This is a genomic window from Olsenella sp. DNF00959 (genome assembly GCF_001553055.1).
Taxonomy (GTDB): domain Bacteria; phylum Actinomycetota; class Coriobacteriia; order Coriobacteriales; family Atopobiaceae; genus Olsenella_I; species Olsenella_I phocaeensis.
Map to the genome: position 1 here is coordinate 556329 of NZ_KQ960123.1, position 24485 is coordinate 580813.

At 68.1% G+C, this 24485-nt stretch carries 23 protein-coding genes and 2 tRNA genes; 22 read left to right on the plus strand and 3 right to left on the minus strand.

What is annotated here, in order from left to right:
• The 6 genes from HMPREF1868_RS02365 (at position 1) to rplT (ending at position 3813) form a co-directional block, all read left to right on the plus strand.
• Positions 1 to 882: an MBL fold metallo-hydrolase gene (locus HMPREF1868_RS02365; protein ID WP_062530014.1), complete on the plus strand. Its 882-nt coding sequence runs from the start codon at positions 1 to 3 to the stop codon at positions 880 to 882.
• A 291-nt stretch (positions 883 to 1173) separates the two neighbouring features.
• A tRNA-Leu gene (locus HMPREF1868_RS02370) sits at positions 1174 to 1260 on the plus strand.
• 141 nt (positions 1261 to 1401) lie between these two features.
• Entirely contained in the window at positions 1402 to 2358 is a 957-nt protein-coding gene (locus HMPREF1868_RS02375; RefSeq protein ID WP_009279508.1) for a 2-keto-3-deoxygluconate permease, read from the plus strand.
• 270 nt (positions 2359 to 2628) lie between these two features.
• On the plus strand, positions 2629 to 3198 hold the full coding sequence (gene infC / locus HMPREF1868_RS02380) for a translation initiation factor IF-3 (protein ID WP_072499664.1): 570 nt from the start codon (positions 2629 to 2631) through the stop codon (positions 3196 to 3198).
• A 1-nt stretch (position 3199) separates the two neighbouring features.
• The gene (gene rpmI, locus HMPREF1868_RS02385; RefSeq protein WP_009279506.1) at positions 3200 to 3400 is read left to right on the plus strand and encodes a 50S ribosomal protein L35; all 201 of its coding nucleotides are present in this window, start codon (positions 3200 to 3202) and stop codon (positions 3398 to 3400) included.
• A 47-nt stretch (positions 3401 to 3447) separates the two neighbouring features.
• Positions 3448 to 3813 (plus strand): 50S ribosomal protein L20, encoded by a 366-nt coding sequence (gene rplT, locus HMPREF1868_RS02390; RefSeq protein WP_062530016.1) that lies wholly within the window; start codon positions 3448 to 3450, stop codon positions 3811 to 3813.
• Positions 3814 to 4005: 192 nt separating this feature from the next.
• Here rplT and HMPREF1868_RS02395 read toward each other — a convergent pair whose 3' ends face one another.
• Positions 4006 to 5205, minus strand: coding sequence for a glycosyltransferase family 4 protein (locus tag HMPREF1868_RS02395; RefSeq protein ID WP_062530018.1), 1200 nt, complete (start codon positions 5203 to 5205; stop codon positions 4006 to 4008).
• A gap of 457 nt (positions 5206 to 5662) precedes the next feature.
• Between HMPREF1868_RS02395 and HMPREF1868_RS02400 the strand changes: the two genes are divergently transcribed.
• The 9 genes from HMPREF1868_RS02400 to rho all read left to right on the plus strand — a co-directional run bounded on the left by HMPREF1868_RS02400 (position 5663) and on the right by rho (position 15877).
• Positions 5663 to 5738: transfer RNA gene (locus HMPREF1868_RS02400), tRNA-Ala, on the plus strand.
• A gap of 408 nt (positions 5739 to 6146) precedes the next feature.
• Positions 6147 to 7115 carry a hypothetical protein gene (locus HMPREF1868_RS02405; protein WP_062530021.1) on the plus strand — a complete coding sequence of 323 codons (969 nt, stop codon included), beginning with the start codon at positions 6147 to 6149 and terminating at the stop codon, positions 7113 to 7115.
• Positions 7116 to 7247: 132 nt separating this feature from the next.
• Positions 7248 to 7376: a hypothetical protein gene (locus HMPREF1868_RS10115; RefSeq protein ID WP_255353929.1), complete on the plus strand. Its 129-nt coding sequence runs from the start codon at positions 7248 to 7250 to the stop codon at positions 7374 to 7376.
• A gap of 209 nt (positions 7377 to 7585) precedes the next feature.
• A complete protein-coding gene (locus HMPREF1868_RS02410; protein ID WP_062530023.1) occupies positions 7586 to 8524 on the plus strand; it encodes a radical SAM protein in 939 nt (312 codons plus the stop codon).
• Between the two features lie 135 nt (positions 8525 to 8659).
• A complete protein-coding gene (locus tag HMPREF1868_RS02415) occupies positions 8660 to 8980 on the plus strand; it encodes a hypothetical protein (RefSeq protein WP_062530025.1) in 321 nt (106 codons plus the stop codon).
• Positions 8981 to 9122: 142 nt separating this feature from the next.
• Positions 9123 to 10604: a nicotinate phosphoribosyltransferase gene (locus HMPREF1868_RS02420; RefSeq protein ID WP_062530027.1), complete on the plus strand. Its 1482-nt coding sequence runs from the start codon at positions 9123 to 9125 to the stop codon at positions 10602 to 10604.
• A 221-nt stretch (positions 10605 to 10825) separates the two neighbouring features.
• Entirely contained in the window at positions 10826 to 12670 is a 1845-nt protein-coding gene (gene argS, locus HMPREF1868_RS02425; RefSeq protein WP_009279499.1) for an arginine--tRNA ligase, read from the plus strand.
• Positions 12671 to 12831: 161 nt separating this feature from the next.
• Entirely contained in the window at positions 12832 to 13515 is a 684-nt protein-coding gene (locus HMPREF1868_RS02430) for a MarR family transcriptional regulator (protein ID WP_009279498.1), read from the plus strand.
• 322 nt (positions 13516 to 13837) lie between these two features.
• The gene (rho, locus tag HMPREF1868_RS09520; protein ID WP_231782231.1) at positions 13838 to 15877 is read left to right on the plus strand and encodes a transcription termination factor Rho; all 2040 of its coding nucleotides are present in this window, start codon (positions 13838 to 13840) and stop codon (positions 15875 to 15877) included.
• A gap of 219 nt (positions 15878 to 16096) precedes the next feature.
• Here the strand turns inward: rho and HMPREF1868_RS02440 are convergent, their stop codons facing one another.
• Positions 16097 to 16876, minus strand: a complete 780-nt coding sequence (locus HMPREF1868_RS02440; protein WP_009279496.1) for an SDR family NAD(P)-dependent oxidoreductase — start codon at positions 16874 to 16876, stop codon at positions 16097 to 16099.
• Positions 16877 to 17166: 290 nt separating this feature from the next.
• On the opposite strand from HMPREF1868_RS02440, the gene HMPREF1868_RS02445 reads away from it, so the two are divergent.
• From HMPREF1868_RS02445 to HMPREF1868_RS02475, 7 genes are all read left to right on the plus strand, one after another.
• Positions 17167 to 18546 carry a hypothetical protein gene (locus HMPREF1868_RS02445; protein WP_231782232.1) on the plus strand — a complete coding sequence of 460 codons (1380 nt, stop codon included), beginning with the start codon at positions 17167 to 17169 and terminating at the stop codon, positions 18544 to 18546.
• A 3-nt stretch (positions 18547 to 18549) separates the two neighbouring features.
• Positions 18550 to 19023 (plus strand): VanZ family protein, encoded by a 474-nt coding sequence (locus HMPREF1868_RS02450; protein ID WP_082719483.1) that lies wholly within the window; start codon positions 18550 to 18552, stop codon positions 19021 to 19023.
• 163 nt (positions 19024 to 19186) lie between these two features.
• The gene (locus HMPREF1868_RS02455; protein ID WP_062530033.1) at positions 19187 to 20389 is read left to right on the plus strand and encodes an ABC transporter substrate-binding protein; all 1203 of its coding nucleotides are present in this window, start codon (positions 19187 to 19189) and stop codon (positions 20387 to 20389) included.
• A gap of 114 nt (positions 20390 to 20503) precedes the next feature.
• Positions 20504 to 21421: a branched-chain amino acid ABC transporter permease gene (locus HMPREF1868_RS02460; protein WP_062530035.1), complete on the plus strand. Its 918-nt coding sequence runs from the start codon at positions 20504 to 20506 to the stop codon at positions 21419 to 21421.
• Positions 21422 to 21433: 12 nt separating this feature from the next.
• Positions 21434 to 22558 (plus strand): branched-chain amino acid ABC transporter permease, encoded by a 1125-nt coding sequence (locus tag HMPREF1868_RS02465; RefSeq protein WP_062530037.1) that lies wholly within the window; start codon positions 21434 to 21436, stop codon positions 22556 to 22558.
• Positions 22551 to 23408, plus strand: coding sequence for an ABC transporter ATP-binding protein (locus HMPREF1868_RS02470; RefSeq protein WP_062530041.1), 858 nt, complete (start codon positions 22551 to 22553; stop codon positions 23406 to 23408). The genes HMPREF1868_RS02465 and HMPREF1868_RS02470 overlap by 8 nt, the downstream gene beginning before the upstream one ends.
• The gene (locus tag HMPREF1868_RS02475; RefSeq protein WP_009279489.1) at positions 23409 to 24119 is read left to right on the plus strand and encodes an ABC transporter ATP-binding protein; all 711 of its coding nucleotides are present in this window, start codon (positions 23409 to 23411) and stop codon (positions 24117 to 24119) included.
• Positions 24120 to 24245: 126 nt separating this feature from the next.
• On the opposite strand, the gene HMPREF1868_RS09950 is transcribed toward HMPREF1868_RS02475, so the two are convergent.
• Positions 24246 to 24485 (minus strand): hypothetical protein (locus HMPREF1868_RS09950; protein ID WP_231782234.1); only part of this gene is annotated, 240 nt, incomplete at its 5' end.

Here is a 24485-nt window from a genome sequence, read left to right on the forward strand (position 1 = left end):
ATGATCCAGGGCAGGGACGAGGACGAGGGCTGCTGCTGCGGCGGTCACGAGCATGACGCCAGCGAGGACTGCGGCTGCGGCAGCCACGAGGGCGGCTGCTGCGGCGACCACGAGGGCCATGGCGATGGCTGCGGTGGCCATGGGCATGAGGGGGGCCACTCCCACGAGGGCGGCTGCTGCGGGCACCATGGAGGCGGCTGCTGCGGGGGAGGCTGCGGCCACAACGCCAGCGACGACCAGATCCGCATGTTCATCGTGGGGCCCATCGAGACCGACTGCTACGCCTACGTCTCGGAGGGGGAGTGCCTGGTGGTCGACCCGGGCAACTCCGGCGCCGCCATCGCTCGTCACCTCGAGGACGTCCGCGTGACGACCATCGTGGCCACGCACGGGCATGGGGACCACGTGGGCGGCGTAAAGGCGCTGAGGGACGCCACGGGCGCCCGCTTCCTCATGCACGAGGCGGACGTCGAGCTTGCAGGTCGCGCGGGCGAGGCGAGCGAGCTGGGCCGCTCCTACGACGACGATGCCCCCGAGCCCGACCAGACCATCGCCGACGGCGACGTGATCGAGCTGGGCACGGCGAGCTTCCGCGTCATCGGGGCCCCCGGCCACACGCCGGGCGGCATCGTGCTCCTGGGCCAGGGGACGGCCGATGGCGTCGCCTTCGTGGGCGACACCCTCTTCAAGGGCTCCTGCGGACGCACCGACCTCGCCGGCGGCGACCACGACGCCCTCATGGCCACTCTCGCGCGCCTGCGGGAGGAGATACCCGCCCGCACCACGCTCTTCTGCGGCCATGGCGACTCCACCACCATGATGGAGGAGCTGGAGGGCAACCCCTGGCTGCAGCCGGACGCGGTCTCGGACGGCATGCACTAGACGCGGCGCGGGAGCGGCTGGGGCGCGATCGAGGCGTGGCGCGCAGCTCGAGGTGCGATTGGGACGCAGCGCGCGGCCTGGGGGCGATTGGGCGTGGCGCGCGGTTCGAGACGAACATTCCAGGCGTGAAATGCGCGCCTCTCCGCAAAACCGCAGGTCAGCGGAGAGGGGTGTACATTTGAAAAATAGAATGCGCACTCAGCGCCGCACCTTCGGCCACGGTCATGTCTCTGGCGTGGGCGATGGCCGATTCGTAGCCGCCGCTCTCTGATATAGTGGTCCTGCGACTTTGCCCGAGTGGCGGAATTGGCAGACGCGGCGGACTCAAAATCCGCTTCTGGCAACAGAGTGTGGGTTCGAGTCCCACCTCGGGCACCATGCGAATGCGCAGGCGGCCGTCCCTCGGGGCGGCCCCTTTCGTTACGCGTTCGTGTCGCCGTGCCGTCGCGCGTGGCGCGGTGGCCCTCTCCTCTGGTACATTCGCCCAACAAAAATTCGCGACGAGAGCGAGGGGCACCCATGGCCGAGGCAGAGGCGGAGAAGACCCAGGGACGTTTCAGGATACCGCGCCTTCCCGGGGACATCATGATCTATCCCATGCTCCTGGGGCTGCTCCTGCACTCCTTCGTCCCGGGCCTGCTCGAGATCGGCGGCTTCACCACGGCCGTGGTGCACGGCGGCAACGCCCTCGTCTTCGTGATCCTCTTCGGCATCGGCGTGGGCATCAACTTCAGGTCCACCCCAAAGGCCGTGAAGACCGGCATCATGATCATCATCCCCAAGCTCGTGCTCTCCATCGCGCTTGGGCTCTGCGTCGCCTTCTTCATGGGCGACGACCTGCTGGGGCTGAGCTCGCTGGCCATCATCGGCGGCGTGAGCTTCTGCAACATCGCGCTCTACACCGGCATCATGGCCGAGTACGGCGACGAGGCGGAGCGCGGCGCGGCGGGCATCCTCTGCTTCACCGCCGGCCCCACCATCACCATGATCGCCCTGGGCGCCGCCGGCATCGCGGACATCTCGGTGGGACAGCTCGTGGGTTCGCTGCTGCCCATCGTCCTGGGCATCGTCCTGGGCAACCTCTTCCCCTTCGTGAAGCAGCTCATGGCGCCGGGCGTCAACCCCTGCATCGCCGTCCTGGGATTCGCCCTGGGCTGCGGCATGAGCCTCGAGAGCCTGGTCGCAGGCGGCATCTCGGGCATCGTGCTGGCTGTGATCTGCCTTGCCATCGGCTTTGCGACGGCTGGCTTCGACCGCCTCACGGGAGGCACGGGCAAGGCTGGCATGGCCTGCTCCACCATCGCGGGCACGGCCATGACCACCCCTCCCGCGGTCGCGGCCTCCGATGCCTCCTACGCGGCGCTGGTGCCCGTGGCCACCGCCCAGATCGCGGCCGCGGTCATCATCACCGCCCTCGTGGCGCCCCTGCTCACCGGTTGGCTGGACGAGCGCATCGCCGCGCGCGAGGGGCGCTAGGGGGCGTCCCGGGCCCGTTCGTCCGCTTGTGCAAAAGGCATGTGCGGGCGAACGGGCTTGCCAACTCGTCGCCGAGCGGCTAACATCGACAAAGTGCTTATCGCAAAGAGGGACGCACGTGGTCCCCACCTGCACGGCGCCAAGGGCAGCCGTCCGGTCAGACAAATAGCCGGCCCATTGCGAGTGGGTCCTCTGTCTCCTGGATGCTGCCATAGTTCTGGGAGTTTTTTCATGCGGCGCGAGCCGCACGAGCGAAGGAAGGTGTAAGAGATAGCGAAGAACGAGGGTCCTCGGATCAACGGCGAGATCACGGCGCGCACCTGCCGCCTAATCGGCGTTGACGGTTCACAGCTCGGCCTGTTCGGAGTCCGCGACGCGCAGCGCATCGCCGACGAGCAGAATCTCGACCTGGTGGAGATTGCTCCCAACGCGGAGCCTCCCGTCTGCAAGGTCATGGACTACCGCAAGTTCAAGTACGAGCAGGACCGCAAGGCCAAGGCCGCCCGCAAGAACCAGGCCAAGGTCGAGGTCAAGGAGATGAAGTTCCGCCCCAAGATCGACGTGGGCGACTTCACCACCAAGAAGAACCATGTGATGCGCTTCCTGAAGAAGGGCGCACGCGTCAAGATCACGATCATGTTCCGCGGTCGCGAGATGGCCCACCCCGAGCAGGGGAGGATGGTGCTCGACCGTCTGGCTGACGAGCTCAGGCCCTACGCCACGGTCGAGTCGGCCCCCAAGATGGAGGGCCGCAACATGCACATGCTGGTCGCCCCGATCAAGGGCGCCTTCGATGAGAAGGCAGTCGAGGACGACGCAGAGACGGAGAAGGAGAACTAGCATGCCCAAGATGAAGACGCACAAGGGTTCGGCAAAGCGCTTCCGCCGCACCGGCACCGGCAAGATCATGCGCGCCAAGGCCTTCAAGAGCCACATCCTGACCAAGAAGTCCCAGAAGCGCATCCGCGGATTCCGCAAGGAGGCCGAGCTCACCGCCGGTGACGTCAAGGTCGTCTCCCAGCGCATGGGTTCCAAGAACTAAGCGGGCACGTCGCCCCTTCGATGGCATTCTTTAGGAGTTGATTAGATATGGCACGTGTCAAGCGCGCAGTCGCTGGTCGCAAGAAGCGCCAGACCCTCGTCGAGCGTTCCAAGGGCTACTACGGAGTCCGCTCCCGCACCTTCCGCGGCATGAAGGAGCAGGTCCAGCACTCGGGCCAGTACGCCTATCGTGACCGTCGCAACAAGAAGCGCGACATCCGCGGCCTGTGGATCCAGCGCATCAACGCCGCCGCCCGCATGAACGACCTCTCCTACAGCAAGTTCATGCACGGCCTGAAGCTCGCCGGCGTCGAGCTGGACCGCAAGGTCCTCGCGCAGGTCGCCTACGAGGACGAGGCCGCCTTCGCCGACCTGGCCAACGTGGCCAAGAAGGCCCTCGCCGACGCCGAGTAGCTCGCGTCGCGCATCTCGCAGCCGTCGAGGCCCGCTCCCTTCCAAGGGGGTGGGTCTCTTTGCGCCGTGTGGGTCGAGGCAGTGTCGAGGTGGTTCGAGGCAGTGCCGGCGTGGTTCGAGCCCCACGTGGGTGCGGTGACAATCGAGGCGGCAAGGTCCTCTCGCCTGCCCCCGGCGCGTGGGCGGCGGAGGCTAGCGCAGGCCGTGGTGGCGCTGGGACTCCTGCTCCCTGAAGCGCTCCTCCTCGTCCGGGAACTCCGGGTCCTGCGGGCAGACGAGCTCGTCGTCGCCGGTCTTCGGGTTGGTGTGGTGCAGCAGGACGGGACGGAAGAGGTGGAGCTTGCGCGCGACGGCGCCGGAGGCCAGGAGGAGGGCGAAGAAGATAGCGATGCGCGGCACGACCGAGACCTGGGTCATGACCAGCGTGCCCAGGCAGAGCAGGGCTGTCCAGGCATAGATGATCAGCACGGCCTGGCGCTGGTCGAAGCCCTCGGCGATGAGGCGGTGGTGGATGTGGCCGCGGTCGGCGTGTCCGATGCTCACGTGCGCGCGGCTGCGCCTCACGATGGCCGAGAGCGTGTCGATGATGGGGATGCCCGCGATGACCAGGGGTACGATGATGGCGGTGAGGCCCGCGATGCGCGCGACGGAGAGCAGCGAGACCACGCCCATGGAGAAGCCCAGGAGGAGCGAGCCGGAGTCTCCCAGGAAGACCGAGGCGGGGTGGAAGTTGTAGCGCAGGAAGGCCAGGCAGGCTCCGGCCGTCGCGATCGCGAGGGTGGCGGCGTCGGCCCGCCCCGCCATCACGGCGAGGACGAACATGGTGAAGCCGGCGATGCAGGTGAGGCCCGAGGCCAGCCCGTCCAGGCCGTCGATCAGGTTGAAGATGTTCACGTAGGCGACCAGGTAGGTCACGGTGACGGGGTAGCTGAGCCAGCCCATGCAGAGGGGACCCTCGGTGAAGGGGTTCACGATGACGCCGATGACCAGCCCGCCGCCCACGGCGACGGAGGCGGCGACGACCTGGCCCAGCAGCTTGTGGAGGGGCTTGAGCTGGAAGACGTCGTCGATGGCACCCACCAGGAAGATGCAGACGAAGCCCCCCACGAGCGACCAGTACCGGATGTTCTTGAGGTGGGGCGAGGGGGCGAGCACCATGGGCCAGCGCAGGTAGGTCGTGCCCAGGTACTGCACGACGAAGGCGGCGGTGATGCCCAGGAAGACGGCGATGCCGCCCATGCGGGGGATGGGCTCGCGGTTGATGCGGCGTGCGTTGGGGTAGTCGACGGCCCCCAGCTTCCAGGCGACCTTGCGCGCGAGGGGTGTCATGAGGAGCGTCGTGAGCCCGGCGGCGAGGAAGACGCACAGGTAGGGAAGCCACGGCTGGTGCATGCTCGCCTCCCGTTGCGTCGCCTCTTCTCACACTGACCGGACAATCATAGCGAAAAGCAGGGCCAAGCGGAAAACGCGCAGGTATCGAGCGGGCGAATCGGCCTGGCGGGGGAGAGGGACGACGCGTCCTCGCCGCGGGGGCGGGCGCAGACGCCAGCTCCTCTCACTTTTGGCCATAACCCGCGCCATGTCAAGACTGGTAATCGCGGGGGGCTCATCTATATTTGAGCTGTCGTCCCCCTGCGGTCACAACTGGGTGAACCGACACGCGTCTTGAGGGAGCCCGCATATCGTCCCCATTACAGGAATCCTCCGTTGTTGAGGAAGCTGGAACAGGCGACGAGGGCACCCACCTTAGAAAGGTGGGTTCATTTCGCAGCCGCAGGGGGCGACATTGCCTTGACTCGGGCTTGACAGGGGGCCGGGGAATGGCGATACTCTCCCTTGCACGTTTTTTGGGGATGTAGCTCAGCTGGGAGAGCGCTGCCTTCGCAAGGCAGAGGCCGAGGGTTCGAATCCCTTCATCTCCACCATAGGCGTCGTCGCCCGGGCCGTCGTGGCCCGGGCTTTTTTGTGGCGCGCCAAGGCACGCCGGCGACTGGTGGCGTCGCGCACGCTCCGACGCACGTCCTACGGCGTCCCGCACGCCGTTGCGCACGTCCTGCGGCATCCCGCACGCCGTTGCGCACAACACATCCAGTAAGCACGCGCGAACGCACGGTCACCTTCACGTTTGCCCAGTTGATGTGCCGCTCCAATGTGCGTTCACGCGTGGAAGACTCCTGTGATGTGCGCGATTGCGTGTTCGACGAACGGTCCGCCAGAAAGTTCGGCGAACGGTCCGCCAGAAATTGAGCTGACATTTTTGGATGTCAGCCACGACTTTGGCCTCCGCTCCGATATGGTCGGGCCCAGGTAGGACGGCGAGGACGGGAGGGGACTTGGACGCAGGTGGCTCAAGGCGGGAGCACATCGGCTGCATGCTGGGCGAGGGAGAGGCGCGCGGGGCATGCGTCGCGCCATCCAGCCATGCCGACGGGATGGCGATGGGACGCATGGTCGGCTCGGGGGAGCTCGTCCGCCTGGCGCGCGGGCACTTTGCCCGCCGGGGCTACTGGGAGGCGCTCGACGTGCCTTCTCGCCACCTGCATCTCGCAAGGTCACTGTCGAGGGCACATCCGGACTGGACGTTCTGCGGTCCCACGGCCGCCGTGGCGCATGGCCTTCCCGTCTCGTTCGGGCAGCTGGCCCGCATACACGTCGCGCATGGGCCGGGCGGACGGCACGGCACGAGGCTCGTGGCGTTTCACCAGCTTGCCCGCGAGGACGGGTTGGAACGAGCACATGCCTCCGGCATCCTCGTCACGACCTTCGAGCGCAGCGTGGTCGACTGCCTCCTCATGATGAGCTTCTCCGACGGGCTCGTCGTGGCGGACGCCGCGCTCGCCCGGACGGGCAGGGACGCGCGATGGCTCGAGGGCCTCGTGCGGGACCTTGGCAGGCGGCGGCCTGGGGTGAGACGGGCACTGGCGACGGCGGCCCGTGCCGACCGGCGTGCGGAGAGCGGCGGGGAGTCGATCGCCCGTGCGGCGATGATCGAGCTCGGTTTTGCGGCCCCCGAGCTCCAGGCGGAGTTCGTCGACCCCCTGTCGGGCCAGGTGAGCAGGGTGGACTTTCTCTGGCGCCTTCCCGATGGGACCCTCGTGGCGGGCGAGCTCGACGGGCGCCAGAAGTACGTCGACCCGACGATGACGCGGGGGAGGGCGACGGTCGACCTGCTCGCCGACGAGCGCCTCAGGGAGTCCCGTCTCACCCGCGTGGCCCGGGTCGTGCGCTTCTCGTTCGCGGACGTCTGCGACCGAGGGCGCTTCGCACGGCTGCTCGACTCCTTTGGTGTGCCGCGGGCGTAACGTCGTCTGCGCGGCCGGGCGTCTGCGCGGCGGTCGGCTGCCTCCTCCACGCCGTTTCGCACACGTCAGGCATCCTCCACGCTCCAACGCACAACTGGACGTCGCACCAACTGGGCAAACGCGGCGGCGGATGTGCGCAACGACGTGCTCGATGAAATCGCTGTGCGCAACAGCGTGCTCGCTGAAATCGCTGTGCGCAACGACGTGCTCGATGAAATCACTGTGCGCAACGACGTGCGAAATCAACGACGTGCGGAATGATGCTGGTCGTGCGTTCGCGCGTGGCGGGCGAGAGTGGCGTGCGTTCTCGGCCGCCCGGCGAGGCTCACAAGCGCGCGGATGGGCGCGTGGCGGCTCCGTGGCGTCCGTCCGGCAGTGATAGAGTCTCTGGCGTCGCCGTGCCGTCGTCGCTCCCGTGCCGCAACCGGCAACGGCCCCGTCCAACAGGAGCGTCGCCAGGAAGGACGCCCATGGAACTCTCGTCCGAAGCATATGCGAGCTGCGAGCTCTGCCCCCGTCGCTGCCACGCCTCCCGCGCGGCAGGCAGGCCGGGCTTCTGCGGCGCTAGTTCCACCCTGCGCGTCGCCCGTTCGGCGCTCCACTTTTGGGAGGAGCCCCCCATATCAGGTGAGGCGGGCTCCGGCGCCATCTTCTTCACCGGCTGCCCCCTCCGCTGCGTCTTCTGCCAGAACCACCAGATATCCCAGGAGGGCTTCGGCCTCGAGGTCACGACGCCACGCCTCGCCCAGATGATGCTCGAGCTCCAGGCGCAGGGCGCGCTCAACGTCAACCTCGTGACCCCCCTGCACTTCGCGCCGCAGGTCAGGGAGGCGGTGGGTCTGGCCCGCGCGGCCGGCATGGCGCTGCCCGTCGTGTGCAACACCAGCGGCTACGAGCTCGCCTCCGTCGTCGAGGGCATGTCGGACGTCGTGGACGTGTGGCTCACCGACTTCAAGTACGCCTCGTCCGAGCTCGCGCGCTCGCTCTCGGGCGCGCCGGACTACCCCGAGGTCGCCCTGTCGGCGCTCGAGGCGATGCTTCGCTCCCTCCGTGCGCACGGCGGGCGGGCGGAGGGCCCCGACGGTCGCATGCTCCGTGGCATCGTGGTGCGCCACCTGGTCATGCCCGGGCACGTCGACGACTCGCTCGCCGTGCTCGACCGCGTGTGGCAGGCCTGCGGAAACGAGGTCGACCTCAGCGTGATGAACCAGTACACGCCCAACGAGCGCTGCCGCAGCATGGGGGGCGACCTAGCCCGCCCGCTTGGCGACGACGAGTACGAGGCGGTCCTCGACCATGCCGACGAGCTGGGCTTCGAGCGCCTGTGGTGGCAGCAGGGCGGTACGGTCTCAGAGAGCTTCGTCCCTGGCTTCGACGCGACGGGGGTCCGTGGTCCCGAGCTCGGCTAGGGGAGAGGCGCGCGCGACCGCCCTCGAGCAGGCCACGACTGGCTGTTCTCGCGCCGCCGCGGCCCCGCTTCGCGGATAATGTCACGCGACGGCGGGCGCAGCCCGGGCCGTCTCGCACGGGACGAGGGAGAAGAGATGCCAGAGCAGAACGGGGGCCTCTCTGCCGAGGAGCGCGCCGAGCTCGAGGAGCTTCGGGCGGAGCGCGACCGCAGGCAGGCGGAGGAGCAGGCCAAGAGGGAGTGCGAGGAGCTGGAGCGGCTCAAGGCCCAGCGCGAGCGAGCCGAACGCGAGGCGGCGAAGGACGAGCATGCCCGTGAGCTGCGCGAGCGCAACGCCCGCGCCATGGAGCCCGGTGACGACCTGAGCATGCCCAAGGCGCAGAGGTACGTCCTCCTGGGCCTGGCCTGCCTGGTGCTGGCCATCGTCCTGTCCATGCTGCTGGGCGGGGCCAGGTAGGGCATCCGGCTGGGGTCGGGCGAGGTCGAGGCGCCACGCCGGCGCGACCCCAGCCGCGCCGCTCGTGCTACGCTGGGACGAACACAGGAACAGCGGCCCCGCAGCGGGGCCGCGTCGCGTGCGAGCAGAGGGGATTCCACCCATGGCCCTGACCGACTGCACCAAGCCCACCGACGTCTCGCTGAACACCGACCTCTACGAGCTGACCATGGCCCAGGGGTTCTGGGAGTCCGGCCTCATGGACGCGGAGGGCTGCTTCAACGTCTTCTTCCGCGAGAACCCCTTCGACGGCGGCTTCGCTGTGGCCTGCGGCATGGGGCAGATCGTGGACCTCGTGCGCAACTTCCGCTTCGACGAGGACGCGGTCTCGTACCTCGCCGGCGTCCAGGCGCCCGGCGGCGGCCCCATGTTCAAGCGGGGCTTCCTCGACTACCTGCGCGACTTCCGCATGCGCGTCTCGGTTTGGGCCGTCCCCGAGGGCGACCTGGTCTTCCCCCGCGAGCCCATGGTCCGCGTCCAGGGCCCCATCATCGACTGCCAGCTGCTCGAGACCGCCCTTCTCAACCTGGTCAACTTCCAGACCCTCGTGGCCACCAAGGCCGCGCGCGTGGTGCACGCGGCGGAGGGCCATCCGGTCTCTGACTTCGGCCTGCGCCGCGCGCAGGGTCCCGACGGCGGGCTGGCCGTGGCTCGCGCCTCCTACATCGGCGGCGCCGGCTCGACCTCCAACGTGCTGGCGGGCAAGGTCTACGGCATCCCCGTCTTCGGCACGCACGCCCACTCCTGGGTCATGGCCTTCCCCAACGAGCTCGACGCCTTCCGTGCCTTCGCCAAGTCGAGCCCCAAGAACTGCGTGCTCCTCCTCGACACCTATGACGTCCACCAGGGCATAAGAAACGCCATCGTCGTCGCGAAGGAGATGGAGGCGGCGGGCGAGAGGCTCGCGGCCGTGCGCATCGACTCCGGCGACCTGGCCAAGCTCAGCAAGGAGGCCCGCGGAGCTTTCGACGCCGAGGGGCTGGACTACGTGAGGATCTCGGTCTCCAACGACCTTGACGAGTACACCATCCAGTCGCTCTTCGCCCAGGGAGCCCCCATCGACTCCTTCGGCGTGGGCACCAAGCTCGCCACCTGCGACCCGCAGCCCTCGCTCGGCGGCGTCTACAAGCTGTCCGCCACGCGCCCGACCGCGGGCGACCCCTGGGAGCCGGTCATCAAGCTGTCCGAGATGGCCTACAAGCGCACCATCCCCGGCGTGCAGTCCGTCCGCCGCTTCTTCGACGCCTCGGGCTGCCCCGTGGGCGACATGATCTGCGACGAGTCCGCGCAGGGCGACCCCGGGACGCAGATGGTGGACGTCCTGGACGACCTCGCCTCCTACGACCTCTCGGGCCTCGAGTCGCGCGAGCTCCTGGTGCAGCTCGTGGACGGCGGCGAGCCCCTGCCCGCCAGCGAGGGCATCGAGGAGGCCAAGGCCCGCTGTCGCGAGGCGCTCATGCGCCTGGACCCCGCGGTGAGGCGCTTCCTCAACCCCCAGGGGTACCCGGTGGGCCTGGAGCTCGGCCTGGCGAGGCTCCGCCGCGAGCTGGCCACCCGCGAGCTCATGGGCTCGGGGCGCAAGTAGGCCGCGCGCCGCGGTGCCTGCGGGGGACGCCCGCGTCCCCTCTCGCCCTCCTCTTCCGGGGCCAAAGGCTGAACCTCAGGCTCGTTCGACGTCGGGGCCAAAGGGCACGTCGTTGACGCTATTTTGTGGAGCGGGGCCCTGCGGGGCCCCGCTCTGCTAGACTCACCAGATAACTGTGTCCGCATATCAGTCGTGGTACAAGGCCGAAGAAGGAGTAGCGCATGCCCGAGTCTATCGAGGAGCTTGTCAAGCAAGCGATCGCAGCCGCCCAGGCGGCTGGCAACCTGCCGGAGTTCGAGGTGGAGGATTGCGGCATGGAGCGACCTGCTGACTCCTCGAACGGCGACTGGACGTCCACCGTCGCCATGCGCTCCGCGCGCCTCGCCCACATGGCCCCCGCGAAGATCGCCCAGGCCATCGTGGACGCCATGCCCCAGGACCCCGCCATCGCCAAGGTCGAGGTCGCAGGCCCTGGCTTCATCAACTTCTACCTCAACGCCGCCACCAACAACGAGGTCTTCGACAGCGTCCGCAAGGCCGGCGGCGACTGGGGCAAGTGCAACGTGGGTGACGGCCTCAAGATGAACTACGAGTTCATCTCGGCCAACCCCACCGGTCCCCTGCACGTGGGCCACGGCCGTTGGGCGGCCCTCGGCGACTCCATGTGCAACGTCTTCGAGCACGCCAACTTCCAGGTCGACCGCGAGTACTACATCAACGACCACGGCTCCCAGATGGACGTCTTCGGCGGCTCGGTCGTCATGCGCTACCTCCAGCTCTGCCAGGTCATGCGCGAGCAGGGCGTGGGCAGCCAGGAGGCCATGGAGGCGCTCCTCGCCGACCGCGAGCGCTACGTCGAGGACGAGGGCGACGAGCATCCCGAGCAGCACCCCTTCATGGACGGCTTCAACGAGGCCCTGGGCGGCAACTCCTACGGCGGCGACTACATCATCGAGATCGCCCGCGAGTTCTTCGACGCCGACGGCGACAAGTGGGTCGACGCCGACGAGCAGGAGCGCGCCGACGAGTTCCGCGAGCGCGCCTACCAGGCCATGCTCGGCAGGATCAAGAGCACCTGCGACGAGGTTCGCTGCCCCTTCGACGTCTGGTTCTCCGAGCGCTCCCTCTATGCCAAGGACGAGAGCGGCACCTCCCAGGTCGACCGCGCCTTCGCCAAGCTTGAGGCCATGGGTCACCTCTACAAGACCGACGACGGGGCCCTGTGGTTCCGCTCGACCACCTTTGGCGACGACAAGGACCGCGTCCTGATCAAGAGCAACGGCGAGTACACCTACTTCGCCTCGGACGTCGCCTACCACTGGAACAAGTTCCAGCGCGACGACTACTCCATCGACCTCTGGGGCGCCGACCACCACGGCTACATCGCCCGCGTCACCAACGTCTGCGACGCCCTGGGCTATCCCGGCCAGTTCGAGGTCGACCTGGGCCAGTTCGTCAACCTGCTGCGCGACGGCGAACCCGTCCGCATGTCCAAGCGCCGCGGCACCATGGTCACCTTCCAGGAGCTCATCGACGAGGTCGGCGTCGACGCCACCCGCTACACCCTGGTCTCCAAGTCCTCCAACCAGACCATCGACTTCGACATCGAGGCCGTGAAGCAGAAGACCAACGCCAACCCCGTCTTCTACGTGCAGTACGCGCACGCCCGCATCTGCTCCATCCTGCGCAAGGCCGCCGGCGTCAGCGAGGACGAGGCCAGGGAGCTGGGCATGGACGAGGTCGCCCGTCGCGCCATCGGCGAGGGCTATGACCTCTCTCTCCTGACCGACCCGACCGAGGCCGCGCTCGCCCGCAAGATCTCCGAGTTCCCGGAGCTCATCGCCAGCTGCGCCCGCGACCGCGCGCCCTTCCGCATCACGCACTTCTGCGAGGAGCTCGCCAGCTGCTACCATGGCTTCTATGCCAACTGCCAGGTGCTTCCCAGCGAGGGGCGTCCGGTGGACGCGGAGCTCTCGCGCGCACGCCTGGTCGCCTGCGACGCCGTCCGCGTGAACCTCGAGGTCGCCCTCGGGCTCATCGGCGTGTCTGCTCCCGACGTGATGTAGGGGCCAAAGTCGACCATGATTTCAGGCTCATAAACATTTTATCGTATATGGGCCCCCGTCCCTTGCGTTTGAACTAGACTTGTCAAGGACGTTGGTGCTAGCGGTGCCCCGTCGCGACTCTGTGACGGGGCACCTTTGCAAGGGGGAGGTGCGGGCGCGCTATGGTCCTACGTGAGTACCTGTCGATTCGACGTGCCTACAATCTGGTCCGTCAGGACGTCGAGTCAGCCCGGAGGCTCTCCTTCGCGGAGTTCGCCATCCTCTGCAGGCTCTCTGTCGAGGGACAGAGCCTGAGGACGTCGGACATCGCCGAGTACCAGGGCTCGCTGCGGCCCACCATGACCCACCGCACCAAGCACCTTGCCGCGCTGGGCTTCCTCGCGCGCGAGAAGGGCGGGGTCGACCGCCGCAACGTGATCTGCTCCATCACAGACGAGGGCCGCCAGTACGTGGAGGACCTCTGCGCCGCCTGCCGTGAGGCCATCCCCAACGGGCAGTCGCTCTCGCGCACGTCGGCCGCCCGCGTCTGCCGCTACGTTGACACGATGGGGTCGCTCACCTGCATGGCGGGCGATCTCACGCTGCTGGGCCTCTATTCCGCCAAGGGCGAGCCCGTGAGCATCTCCCGCCTGGTGGAGATACTCGGACTGCTGCAGCCCACCGTGTCGATGTCCGTGGCCGCCCTGGTCGAGGAAGGTCTTGTCAGGCGCGAGGAGGACGAGGAGGGCGAGACCGGGCGCACCTCTCCCGTGGTCCTCACCGACGAGGGTTGGGAGCGTGCCGACGCGCTGAACGGCCAGATCGAGCGCCTCGTCGTGCATCGTCGCCCGCGCGCTTCCAAGTAGGCCACGGGCGCAGGATTCCCACAGGCATGCGATTTGCGGCGACAGCCGGCGGCGGAGGCGCCCCGGCTGTCTTCTTATGGGAAGAGATGACGCCCAGGCAAGCAAAAACCCCGCATTTCATTGATGTTGCCTGACTTGCGCCGCAGTCATGCTATAGTGCAGCTGTCCGGCGAGCGAACGACGTTCGCCGCAGGTGAACAATCCCACTCAAAACCAAGCACAATGCAATCGCATATACGATGTCTGCACGCAGCCGGCTGCCAAGGGGCGGCCGTCCGTGCCCGTGGGCCGCAGGGCGGCCCCAGACGGAAAGGCAGCCTTGATGGCGGAAGAGACCCAAGAACAGACTGGCGAGAGGCGCGAGGAGTCCCAGGCGGAGGAGGCCCCCAAGCCCCGGCGCCGCCGGCGCAGCACGAAGGCGGACGAGGCGTCACCAGAGGCGACGGCCGACGCTTCGAAGGATGGTACGGCCGGGGAGGCGCCAGCCGCTCCCAAGCCCAGGCGCGGCAGGAGGCCTAAGAAGGCCGAGGCTGAGCCCGGCGAGACCGTGGACACAGTCCAGCAGGTCGCGACGGCTGCGGGCCAGCAGGCGTCCCCCTCGCCCGACGCCGCTGCCGCCGAGGCGGCGGAGAAGCCTCGCCGCCGTCCCGGCCGTCCCCGCAAGAAGCGCGAGGACGACCAGGCCACGGACGTAGTCCAGCCCGGAGACGCGACGGCTGCCGGACACGTGCGTCCCGCGGGCGAGCAGACCACGCTCGACGTGGGCGCCATGACCCGCGTCACCCAGGAGGCGACCGTCGCCACGGGGGAGCTCCTGCCCGCGCCCGCCACGACCATCGCCCAGGCTGACGCCGCCCAGGCAGACGCCGGCGCAAGGCAGCACGAGCAGGTCCGCCACGACGCCGGCGACCAGCGCGAGGAGGGCGAGCGCGAGCCCCGCCGCCGCCGTCGCAGCAAGAAGGACCAGGGGGACTTCCAGCAGCCCGGCCAGCGCGACCGCGGCCAGCAGGGATGGAACAGCAACTCCGGGCGCAACGGCCGCAACAACCAGAAGCGCCGCAACCGCCGTCAGGAGCAGTCGGTGGAGCCCAGCCTCTCGCGCGACGACGTGGCCGCGATGAAGGTCGCCGAGCTGCGCTCCAAGGCGGCGGAGCTCGGCGTCGAGTACGTGGGCGTCCGCAAGAAGGACCTCGCCGAGGCGGTCTACCTCGCCGCGGCGCGCCAGGAGGGCTTCCGCTCCGTCGAGGGCGTGCTCGAGATACAGAACGAGGGCTACGGCTTCATCCGCACGGGCAACTACATGTCCGGCGACGATGACGCCTTCGTCTACCAGCAGCTCATCCGCCAGTACGGCCTGCGTCCTGGCGACTACGTGACCGGCTCGGTGGCTCCCGCCCGCAACAACAACAGCAAGTTCCCGCCCCTCCACAGGGTCCAGAGCGTCAACGGGCGCCCTCCCGAGGAGATGCGCAACCGCCCCCGCTTCCGCGACCTCACGCCCATCTATCCCAACCAGCGCCTGGTCATGGAGCATGGCAGGGAGTCCATCACGGGGCGTGCCATCGACCTCGTGGCACCCATCGGCAAGGGCCAGCGCGGGCTCATCGTGTCCCCGCCCAAGGCCGGCAAGACCACGGTCCTCAAGCGCGTGTGCCAGTCCATCGCCGCCAACAACCCCGAGGTGCACCTCTTCTGCCTCCTGGTGGACGAACGCCCCGAGGAGGTCACCGACATGGAGCGCTCCATCAGGGGCACCGTCGTCGCGTCGACCTTCGACATGCCGGCAGACAACCACACTGCCGTGGCCGAGCTCGTGATCGAGCACGCCAAGCGCCTCGTCGAGCTGGGCGAGGACGTCGTGGTGGTCCTCGACTCCATCACCCGCCTGGCACGCGCCTACAACCTGGCGCAGCCTGCCAGCGGCCGCATCCTCTCGGGTGGCGTGGACTCCGCGGCCCTGTACCCGCCCAAGAAGTTCCTGGGCGCCGCCCGCAACATCGAGAACGGCGGCTCGCTGACCATCCTCGCGTCCGCCCTCGTGGACACCGGCTCCAAGATGGACGAGGTCATCTTCGAGGAGTTCAAGGGCACCGGCAACATGGAGCTCAAGCTCGACCGCGACCTGGCCGACAAGCGCATCTTCCCGGCCATCGACCCGGTCTCGTCCGGCACGCGCAACGAGGACCTGCTGATAGACGCGGAGCTCCAGCCCTTCGTGTGGGGCATCAGGCGCGTCCTCGCCAACATGAACAGCACCGAGCGCGCCGCCTCCGCCCTGGTCAAGGGCCTCAAGGCGACCAACGACAACGAGGAGTTCCTCATCCGTTCGGCAAAGAAGGCCCAGCAGGCAGACTACCTGTAGGGGTGGGTGGGGCGGCACCGCTCCGCAAAAATTGAAATCTTGCCGAGCGCCCTCGCAAAGGCGCAGGTCACAGAAAATGGCTCCGCAGAATTTCTATTTCTGCGGAGCCGTTCTCGCGCCAGTGCGCGCGAGGTGATGAATCAGCGTGTGAAATCTCGTGCCAGCGCGCGAGACGTCGTGCCGGTGCGCGCGAGACGACGTGTCTCCAGGCGAGAGGCGCTATCCCTCCCGCAGCAGCCACCCCTCGGCCCGCATGACGGCCCGGGCGGGAAGGAGCCTTGCCGTGAGGGCCGCCGCACGCATGTCCCAGGAGGGGATGACAACCTGTCGCCCCGCAATCGCGCCGGCGATTGCGCGCCTCACGACCCTATCCACGTCCTCGAAGCCGATCCGCGTCATGCCGCGCGCCACGCCGGCGTCCCCCGGCTCGTCCAAGAAGCCGGTGCGCATGAACTTGGGGCAGACGGCCGTCACGTGGATGCCCGTCCCCTCCAACTCGTGGTCGAGGGTGCGCGAGAGCTCCAGCACGAAGGACTTAGTGGCCGAGTAGACGCTGAGTCCGGGTTGGGGGATGACTCCCGCGATGGACGAGAGGTTGACGATGCGCGAGCCGGCGACCATGTGGGGCAGGGCGTGGTAGCTGCATTCCAGGGGCGCCAGGCAGTTGAGGAGCAGCATGTCGCGCGCCTCTCCGAGCGGGCGCGCCGCGAAGTCGCCGAACTTCCCGAAGCCCGCGCAGTTGACGAGCCACTGCAGCCTGAGGGCCTCCTCGCCGTCTAAGGCTGCGGCGAGCTCGTCCAGGTCCTCGCGGCGCGTGAGGTCCAGCGCGAGCACGCGGGTGGGCGTGGAGCAGCCGGCGGCGACCTCGTCCAAGACGTCCCTCCTGCGCGCGACGAGCCAGATCTGGTCGAGGGGCCCTCCCGCGCCCGCGTCGAGCTGGCGCACGAACTCGCGACCCACGCCAGAGCTCGCACCCGTCACCACTGCGACGTCATTCATCTCTCGCACCCCCAATATGCGGTCTGAGCTTGAACTACTCACGAATATAGGTATTATCTAGACAGTCTGGGAGCTTTGGGTCCTGGGCGTCCACATCACGACGGTACACGAAGATCAGACGAAGCAAGCCGTTGTTCGAGCCAGCAGCCCCTGGATGCTGGACCAAGCCTGCCTCTCCTGCTCCGCCACGCGTTCCCGTCCATGGGCGCCCGAGCCCGCATGGGAGGTGCATCCGCATGTGTCGAGAGGGACGTTGTCCGGCCATCGTGGCAGGTCTGATGGGAGTGGCGATGGGCTCCGCCCCCAGCCTCGCCCTCGCGGCCAGCGCGCAGTCGGACCTGGCGTTCCTCTCGCCTGAGTCCACCCTGGGCTTCGTCGTGCAGTTTGGCCTCGGCGTCGTGGTGGGGGCGTCCGCCGCCGCGGGGACGAGCGCCGTCATCCTGCATCGCATGCTCGCCAGGCAGGCCGAGGGGGAGGTCGCGCGCAGGGCGCCCGTCCGCGCCACCCAGCCCGAGCCGCGCACGGGCGACGTGAGACCTTCCGAGCAGGCGGCGCCCGTCATCGCCAAGCCCGCGCCCGCTCCCGTCTCGGACCATGTCGCGGCGTCGGACGACGCGGGGGAGGGGGACGACCTCCCGCGCGGAAAGCACTTCCGCAGGGCCGGACAGGGCCAGGGCGAGGCGGCCGCCCATGCCGCCGAGGGGCCCGAAGAGCCCGAGGAGCCCTGCAGGGCCGCCGCCCGCCGCGACGCCGAGCGCTCCGAGGTGGACGAGGAGGCTTGGAACGCCTTCATGTCCGGTCCCGCGCACGTCGCCACCGACTACACGCAGGTCGCGGAGAACTACGTCCGCCGCGCGAGCTTCGCCGAGCGCATGGCCCAGCGCGCCCGCGGCGTCCGCGAGGTGCTCTCCGAGCGCCTGGGAGGGGACCGCTTCGAGGGCCTTCCCGTGATCGAGCGCGCCGACGGCTCCGTGGGAGACGTGGGGACCGGTTGGTGGAACGCGCGCATGGGCGACTCCGTGCGCCTCGTGGGTGCACAGGACACCGCCAGGCGCGGCGGCACGGACGCCCAGCCCTCCGACGACGATCCGTTGCCCTCCGTGCCCAGCTGGATGGGCCGGGGTGCCTCCCGCAAGGCGGCGCCCCCCACGCCCTCGCGCGCCGCGCGGATCGCGCACAGCGTCGCCGAGGTCGACCAGGGAGCCTACCCCGAGCAGCGCAGCGCCCGCGAGCTCGACGACGACATCTGGGAGCAGGCGCTCAAGGCCATGGGCGAGAGGATCGACCAGATCGCGTCCGTGCCCGTGGCGGCCGTGGCACCCCTCCCGAGCTTCGGCGACGCCATCGGCGGCACCGAGACCATCGACGAGCCCGAGGGCCTCGAGAACCCCACGAGCTTCATTCCCTTCAGGGCCCCGGCGGGACATCCCGAGGTCGTAGACACCGAGACCTACGTCGACTACCTCCTCGACCAGGAGTTCTCGCAGAACTCCTCCGAGTCGGCGCGCGCGAGCTCGAGGAACTACCTCAAGGTCATCGAGGGTGGCAGCCAGGAGCTCAGGTCCACGGGCAAGCTCCGCGGCCGCTCCGCGCGCCCCCACGCCCAGGAGAGGGCATCGGCCCACGCGCCTCGCCACCTCGCCCCGGCGCTCGCCGCCAACGAGGCCTAGTCGGTGCCCGATTTCAGGGAGGCCCGTCGCCGCGAGCCCCGACTCGCGCCCCGCGTGGCCGCCGTCCTCCTCTGGACGGCCTTCGTCTGGGGCAACTCGCTCGTGGCGGGGCCCGCGTCCTCGGCCCAGAGCGGGCTCGTGGCAAGCCTCCTGGCGCCCTTCCTCCATACCCTCGGCATCACCGACGCCAACGCGGTGACCTTCATGGTGCGCAAGTGCGCCCACTTCGGCGAGTACGCGGTCCTGGCCCTTCTCGCCCGCCGCGCCCTCGACGCCCTCCCGAGCGCGAGGACGCGGCGCCTGCGGCTCGTCCCGGCGCTGTACCCGCTGGCGGTGGCCGTGGCGGACGAGACGATCCAGCGCTTCGTGCCCGGACGCGCGGGCCAGCCGCGCGACGTCCTCATCGACTTCTGCGGTGCCTGCTTCGCCTTGGCCTGCCTGGCCCTCTGGCGCCGCCGGCATCCGTCCCGAGCCTAGGCGCGCCTGGCGGCCCGTCCCGCCCCGGGCCCGCCCGGCGCGTTACGTGCGCGCGAAGCCCGTGTTACAGAAATAAAAACCTTGAACTTCCCCGAGGGTGATTGCGACCCGTCCGCCTACAGTAGCCTTGTCAGCCAACACGACCATCTTCAAGGGAGGAAGCATGGCAACGAACTTTTCCAGGCGCGACTTCGTCAAGCTCTCTGGCGCGACTGCTGCAGGACTGGGTGGTGCTTCCATCCTTGCGGCCTGTGGCTCCAAGAAGGGCGGTTCGGACGACTCCGTCATCAAGGTCGGCCTGATGGGGCCGTACTCCGGCGACGTGGCCCAGTACGGCCTCGCCGTGAGGCAGGGTGCCGAGCTCTACGTCAAGCAGGTCAACGCGGCCGGCGGCATCAACGGCAAGCAGGTCGAGCTCAACACCCAGGACGAGAAGGGCGACGCCACCGAGGCCGTCAACGTGTACAACAAGATGGTCGAGGACGGCGTCGTGGGCATCATCGGCGACGTCACCTCCACGCCCTCCATCGCGGTGGCGCAGGCCTCCGTCACCGACAACATGCCCCTGGTGTCTGCATCCGCCACGGCGGCCGACTTCATCAGCTATGGATCCAATGCCTTCCGCGCCTGCATCACCGACCCCTACCAGGGCAAGCTCATGGCGGACTTCGCCGCCGAACAGGGATACAAGACGGTCGGCACCATCTACAACTCCGGCGGCGACTACGAGGTCGGCGTGAACAACGCCTTCGTCGAGGAGGCCCAGGCCAAGGGCCTCACCGTCACGACCCAGCAGGCCTACGCCGCGGGCGACGTCGACTTCAACGCCCAGCTGACCTCCATCATCGCCACCAGCCCCGACGCCATCCTGGCCCCCAACTACTACCAGGACGACGGCAAGATTGTCACCCAGGCCCGCGCCCTCGGCTACAAGGGCGTCTTCCTGGGGGCCGACGGCTGGTCCAACATCGTGGGCGGCAGCGAGGAGTACGCCTCCGCTGCTGACCTCGAGGGCTGCTTCTACGACTGCTCCTTCGTCAGCGAGAACCAGGACGAGAAGGTCCAGCAGTTCATCAAGGCCTACCAGGACGAGTACAAGAGCGCGCCCACCAACTTCTGCGCCCTGGGCTACGACGCCGCCATGGTCCTACTCAACGGCATCAAGACGGTGGAGGAGGCCGGCAGCGCGAAGGCCGGCAGCGACGAGTACAGCCAGGCCGTCATCGACGCCATCGCCAAGGGCCAGGCCGAGGGCGTGACTGGCACCATCAAGTACAACGGCAGCGGCGACCCGGTCAAGCCGACCCTGGTCATCACCTTCAAGGGCGGCAAGCAGGAGGTCTTCGACACCATCGAGGCTGAGTAGGCACCATCCAAAGAATCGCACGGGGCGCTGGGGGCCTGTCTCCCGGCGCCCCTGCCGTGAGGTCGACGGCCCCTCTCCCCTAGACTGGGGGCCACAACCAGGCGCCCGCCCCGCATGGCCGTGGCGCCCAGGAGCAAGAGAGAGGAAGTGTTTGCCGTGACGTTCTTGACGCAGGTGCTCAATGGCTTGCAGCTGGGCAGCATCTACGCACTCGTCGCCCTGGGCTACACGATGGTGTATGGCATCATCCTGCTGCTCAACTTCGCCCATGGCGACATCATCATGGTGGGTGCGTACATATCCTGGATCGTGATGTCTCAGTTGGGGCTCAGCCCCGTCCTGGCCGTGCTGCTCTCGGTCGTGGGCTGCACGCTCCTGGGCGTGCTCATCGACAAGGTGGCCTACGCGCCCCTGCGCAACGCCCCGCGCCTCTCCATCCTGATCACCGCCATCGGCGTCTCGTACTTCCTCGAGAACGGCGCCCAGCTGGTGTTCGGGGCCGACGCCAAGGTGGTGCCCTCCTTCATCGACTCCAGCACGATCGAGGTCGCCAGCCTGCAGCTTTCGCCCACGGCGCTCCTCACCATCGCGGTGACCGCGGTCTCGACCGCCATCCTCACCTTCCTGGTCCAGCGCACCAAGCTCGGCAAGGCCATGCGTGCCGTGTCCGAGGACATGGGCGCCGCCCGCCTCATGGGCATCAACGTGAACACCACCATCTCGTTCACTTTCGCCATGGGCTCCGCCCTCGCCGGCATAGGCGCGGTCCTCTACTCCATGGCGTACTCGCAGGCCACGCCCACCATGGGCGTCATGCTGGGCACCAAGGCCTTCGTCGCCGCCGTGCTCGGTGGCATCGGCTCCATACCGGGCGCCGTCATCGGAGGCCTGCTCGTCGGCTTCGCCGAGGTCTTCGTCTCGGCCATCGGCCTGTCCGTCTGGAAGGACGCAGTGGTGTTCCTGCTCCTGATCATCGTGCTGATCGTGAGGCCCACGGGCATCCTCGGTCACACCATGAGCGAGAAAGTGTAGGGGGGTCGACCCATGGTCAAGGAAGTTCCCGATTCCAAGCCGGTCATCACCGTGGCCGGAGGGGCGGGGGAGAAGAAGCCCCTCTCCATGCCCGTGCGCTACGCCATAAACGTCCTCCTCGTGCTCGCGTTCCTCGTCGTGGGCGAGCTGCTCATCGACGGCGGTGCCATCAGCCGCTACCAGACCTCGGTGCTGGAGCAGATTGGCATCTACGTCATCATGGCCGTCTCGCTCAACATCGCCACGGGCTACCTGGGCCAGCTGCCGCTGGGCCACGCCGGCTTCATGTCGGTGGGAGGCTACTCCTGCGCCATCTTCATCATGCGCCTGCAGCCTGTCTTCGGCGTGGGCGCGCGCGACTTCGTCACGGGCAGCCCCGCCGCCACGGCCCTCTTCGCCTGCGGCCTGCTCTTCGGCGGCATCGTGGCCGCCGTCTGCGGCGTGATCATCGGCATCCCCGCCCTGCGCCTGAAGGGCGACTACCTCGCCATCATCACCCTCGGCTTCGCCGAGATCATCCGCGTGGTCATGCTCAACATCGACGGCGTCCTGGGCTTCGACCTCACGGGCGGCGCCAAGGGCCTCACGGGCATCCCCAGCTACACGAGCTTCCTCAACACCTTCGTGGTGGTCGCCGTCTCGCTCTTCCTCATCCACACGATGATGAAGTCGCGCCACGGCCGCGCCATCCTCGCCATCCGCGACAACGAGATCGCGGCCGAGGCCTCCGGCGTCCACACCACCTACTACAAGACCCTCGCCTTCGTGGTCTCGGCCTTCTTCGCCGGCATCGCGGGCGGGCTCTACGCCGGCTGCATCGGCGTCATGGCGCCGGCCAAGTTCGGCTTCATGAAGTCCATCGAGGTGCTGGTCATGGTCGTCCTCGGCGGCATGGGCTCCATGCTGGGCTCCGTCATCTCGGCGACCGTGCTCACCATCCTGCCCGAAGCCCTGCGCGCCTTCGCCGACTACCGCATGGTGGTCTATGCCGTGGTGCTCATCATCACCATGATTTTCCGTCCCCAGGGGCTCCTGGGAACCTACGACTTCTCGCTGACCTCCTGGATCGACCGCATCCGCGGCGTCAGGCCCAAGGCAGGCTCTGCGAAGGAAGGGGAGGTGCGAGCCGATGCCTAGCACGAACTCCAAGCGCAGGCACTCCGTCCTCGTCCAGATGGAGACGCCCAACCTCATCCCCGAGCGCGACATGGGCAAGATCCCCGTGCTCCAGGCCGAGCACCTGGGCATCGACTTCGGCGGCCTCACCGCCGTGGACGACTTCAACATCGCCATGGGCCGGACCGAGATATCCGGCATCATCGGTCCCAACGGCGCCGGTAAGACGACCATCTTCAACCTGCTCACCAACGTGTACCAGCCCACCCGCGGCACCGTCCTCATCGACGGCTACGACACGGCGGGCAAGTCCATGGTGCAGGTCAACAAGATGGGCATCGCCCGCACCTTCCAGAACATCCGCCTCTTCAACCAGATGACCGTCGAGGAGAACGTCCTGGTGGGCCTGGGCAACTCCATGTCCACGCACCTGATGGACGACATCTTCCGCCTGCCCAAGCACTGGCGGCAGGAGGTGGAGTTCCACGACCAGGCCATGGAGCTGCTGCGCATCTTCGACATGGAGGGCTTCGCCAAGACCCAGGCGGGCAACCTCCCCTACGGGGCCCAGCGTCGCCTCGAGATCCTGCGCGCCCTGGGTACGCATCCCAAGGTGCTGCTCCTGGACGAGCCCGCGGCTGGCATGAACCCCAACGAGACCGAAGAGCTCATGGAGAACATTCAGCGCATCCGCGACGAGTTCCAGATCGCCATCCTGCTCATCGAGCATGACATGAACCTGGTCATGGGCGTCTGCGAGGTCGTGGGCGTGCTGGACTACGGCAAGATCATCGCGAAGGGCACGCCCGACGAGATTCAGAACGACCCAAGGGTCATCGAGGCGTACCTGGGCAAGCAGGGGGTGAGGTAGGTGTCCAAGATCCTTTCCGTGCGCGACCTGCACGTCTCCTACGGTGCCATCAAGGCGGTGAGGGGCATCTCGTTCGACATCGAGGAGGGCGAGATCGTCACCCTCATCGGCGCCAACGGGGCGGGCAAGTCCTCCACGCTCAACTGCATCGCGGGGCTCTTCAGGCCCGTGGGCGGCGAGGTGGAGTTCAAGGGACAGAGCATCGTGGGCGTGAAGCCCCACAAGATCGTGGAGAGGGGCCTGGCGCTCTGCCCCGAGGGTCGTCGCGTCTTCACGCGCATGAGCGTGGCCGAGAACCTCGACATGGGCGGCTACACCAGGAGCGACGACGAGAACGCCAAGACCCTCGAGGTCGTCTATGAGCACTTCCCGCGCCTGAGGGAGCGCGTGGGGCAGTCTGCGGGCACCATGTCCGGCGGCGAGCAGCAGATGCTCGCCATGGGTCGCGCCCTCATGAGCAGGCCCGACCTCCTCATGCTGGACGAGCCCTCCATGGGCCTCGCCCCCATCCTGGTGGACGAGATCTTCTCCATCATCAAGGAGCTCAACAAGCTGGGCACCACCATCCTCCTGGTGGAGCAGAACGCCTCGATGGCGCTCTCCATCGCCGACCGCGGCTACGTGCTCGAGACGGGCACGATCAGCAAGACCGGCACGGGCGCCGCGCTCTTGCACGACGACGACGTGAAGAGGGCCTATCTGGGGGGTTAGTCGCTCTCGTTTGCACGCGGGTGGATTGCGCGTGGATGTTACGGCGGGGTTCGGGCCGGGTCGCAGCGATGCGGCCCGGCTCGCTTGCGTTGCATGCGCACGTGTACGGGTGCGGTGGGGGCGCGACTACGTCCGACGCGTGCGTCGGGGCCGCGACAACGTCGAACGCGCGCGTGCAACCGCCGATTGCGTCCGACGCGTGTGTGTGGCCATCGACGACGTCCAGTGCGCGTGAAATATCGCCGAAAACGTCCAATGCGTTTCTCTCGTCTCCGCCAACTGGGCAAACATCGAGTCGTCAGACGCGTTGAGCGTTGTCGTCTCATATTCGCGCGCGTCGGGCGTTGTGGTCGCGAGTTCAAGCGC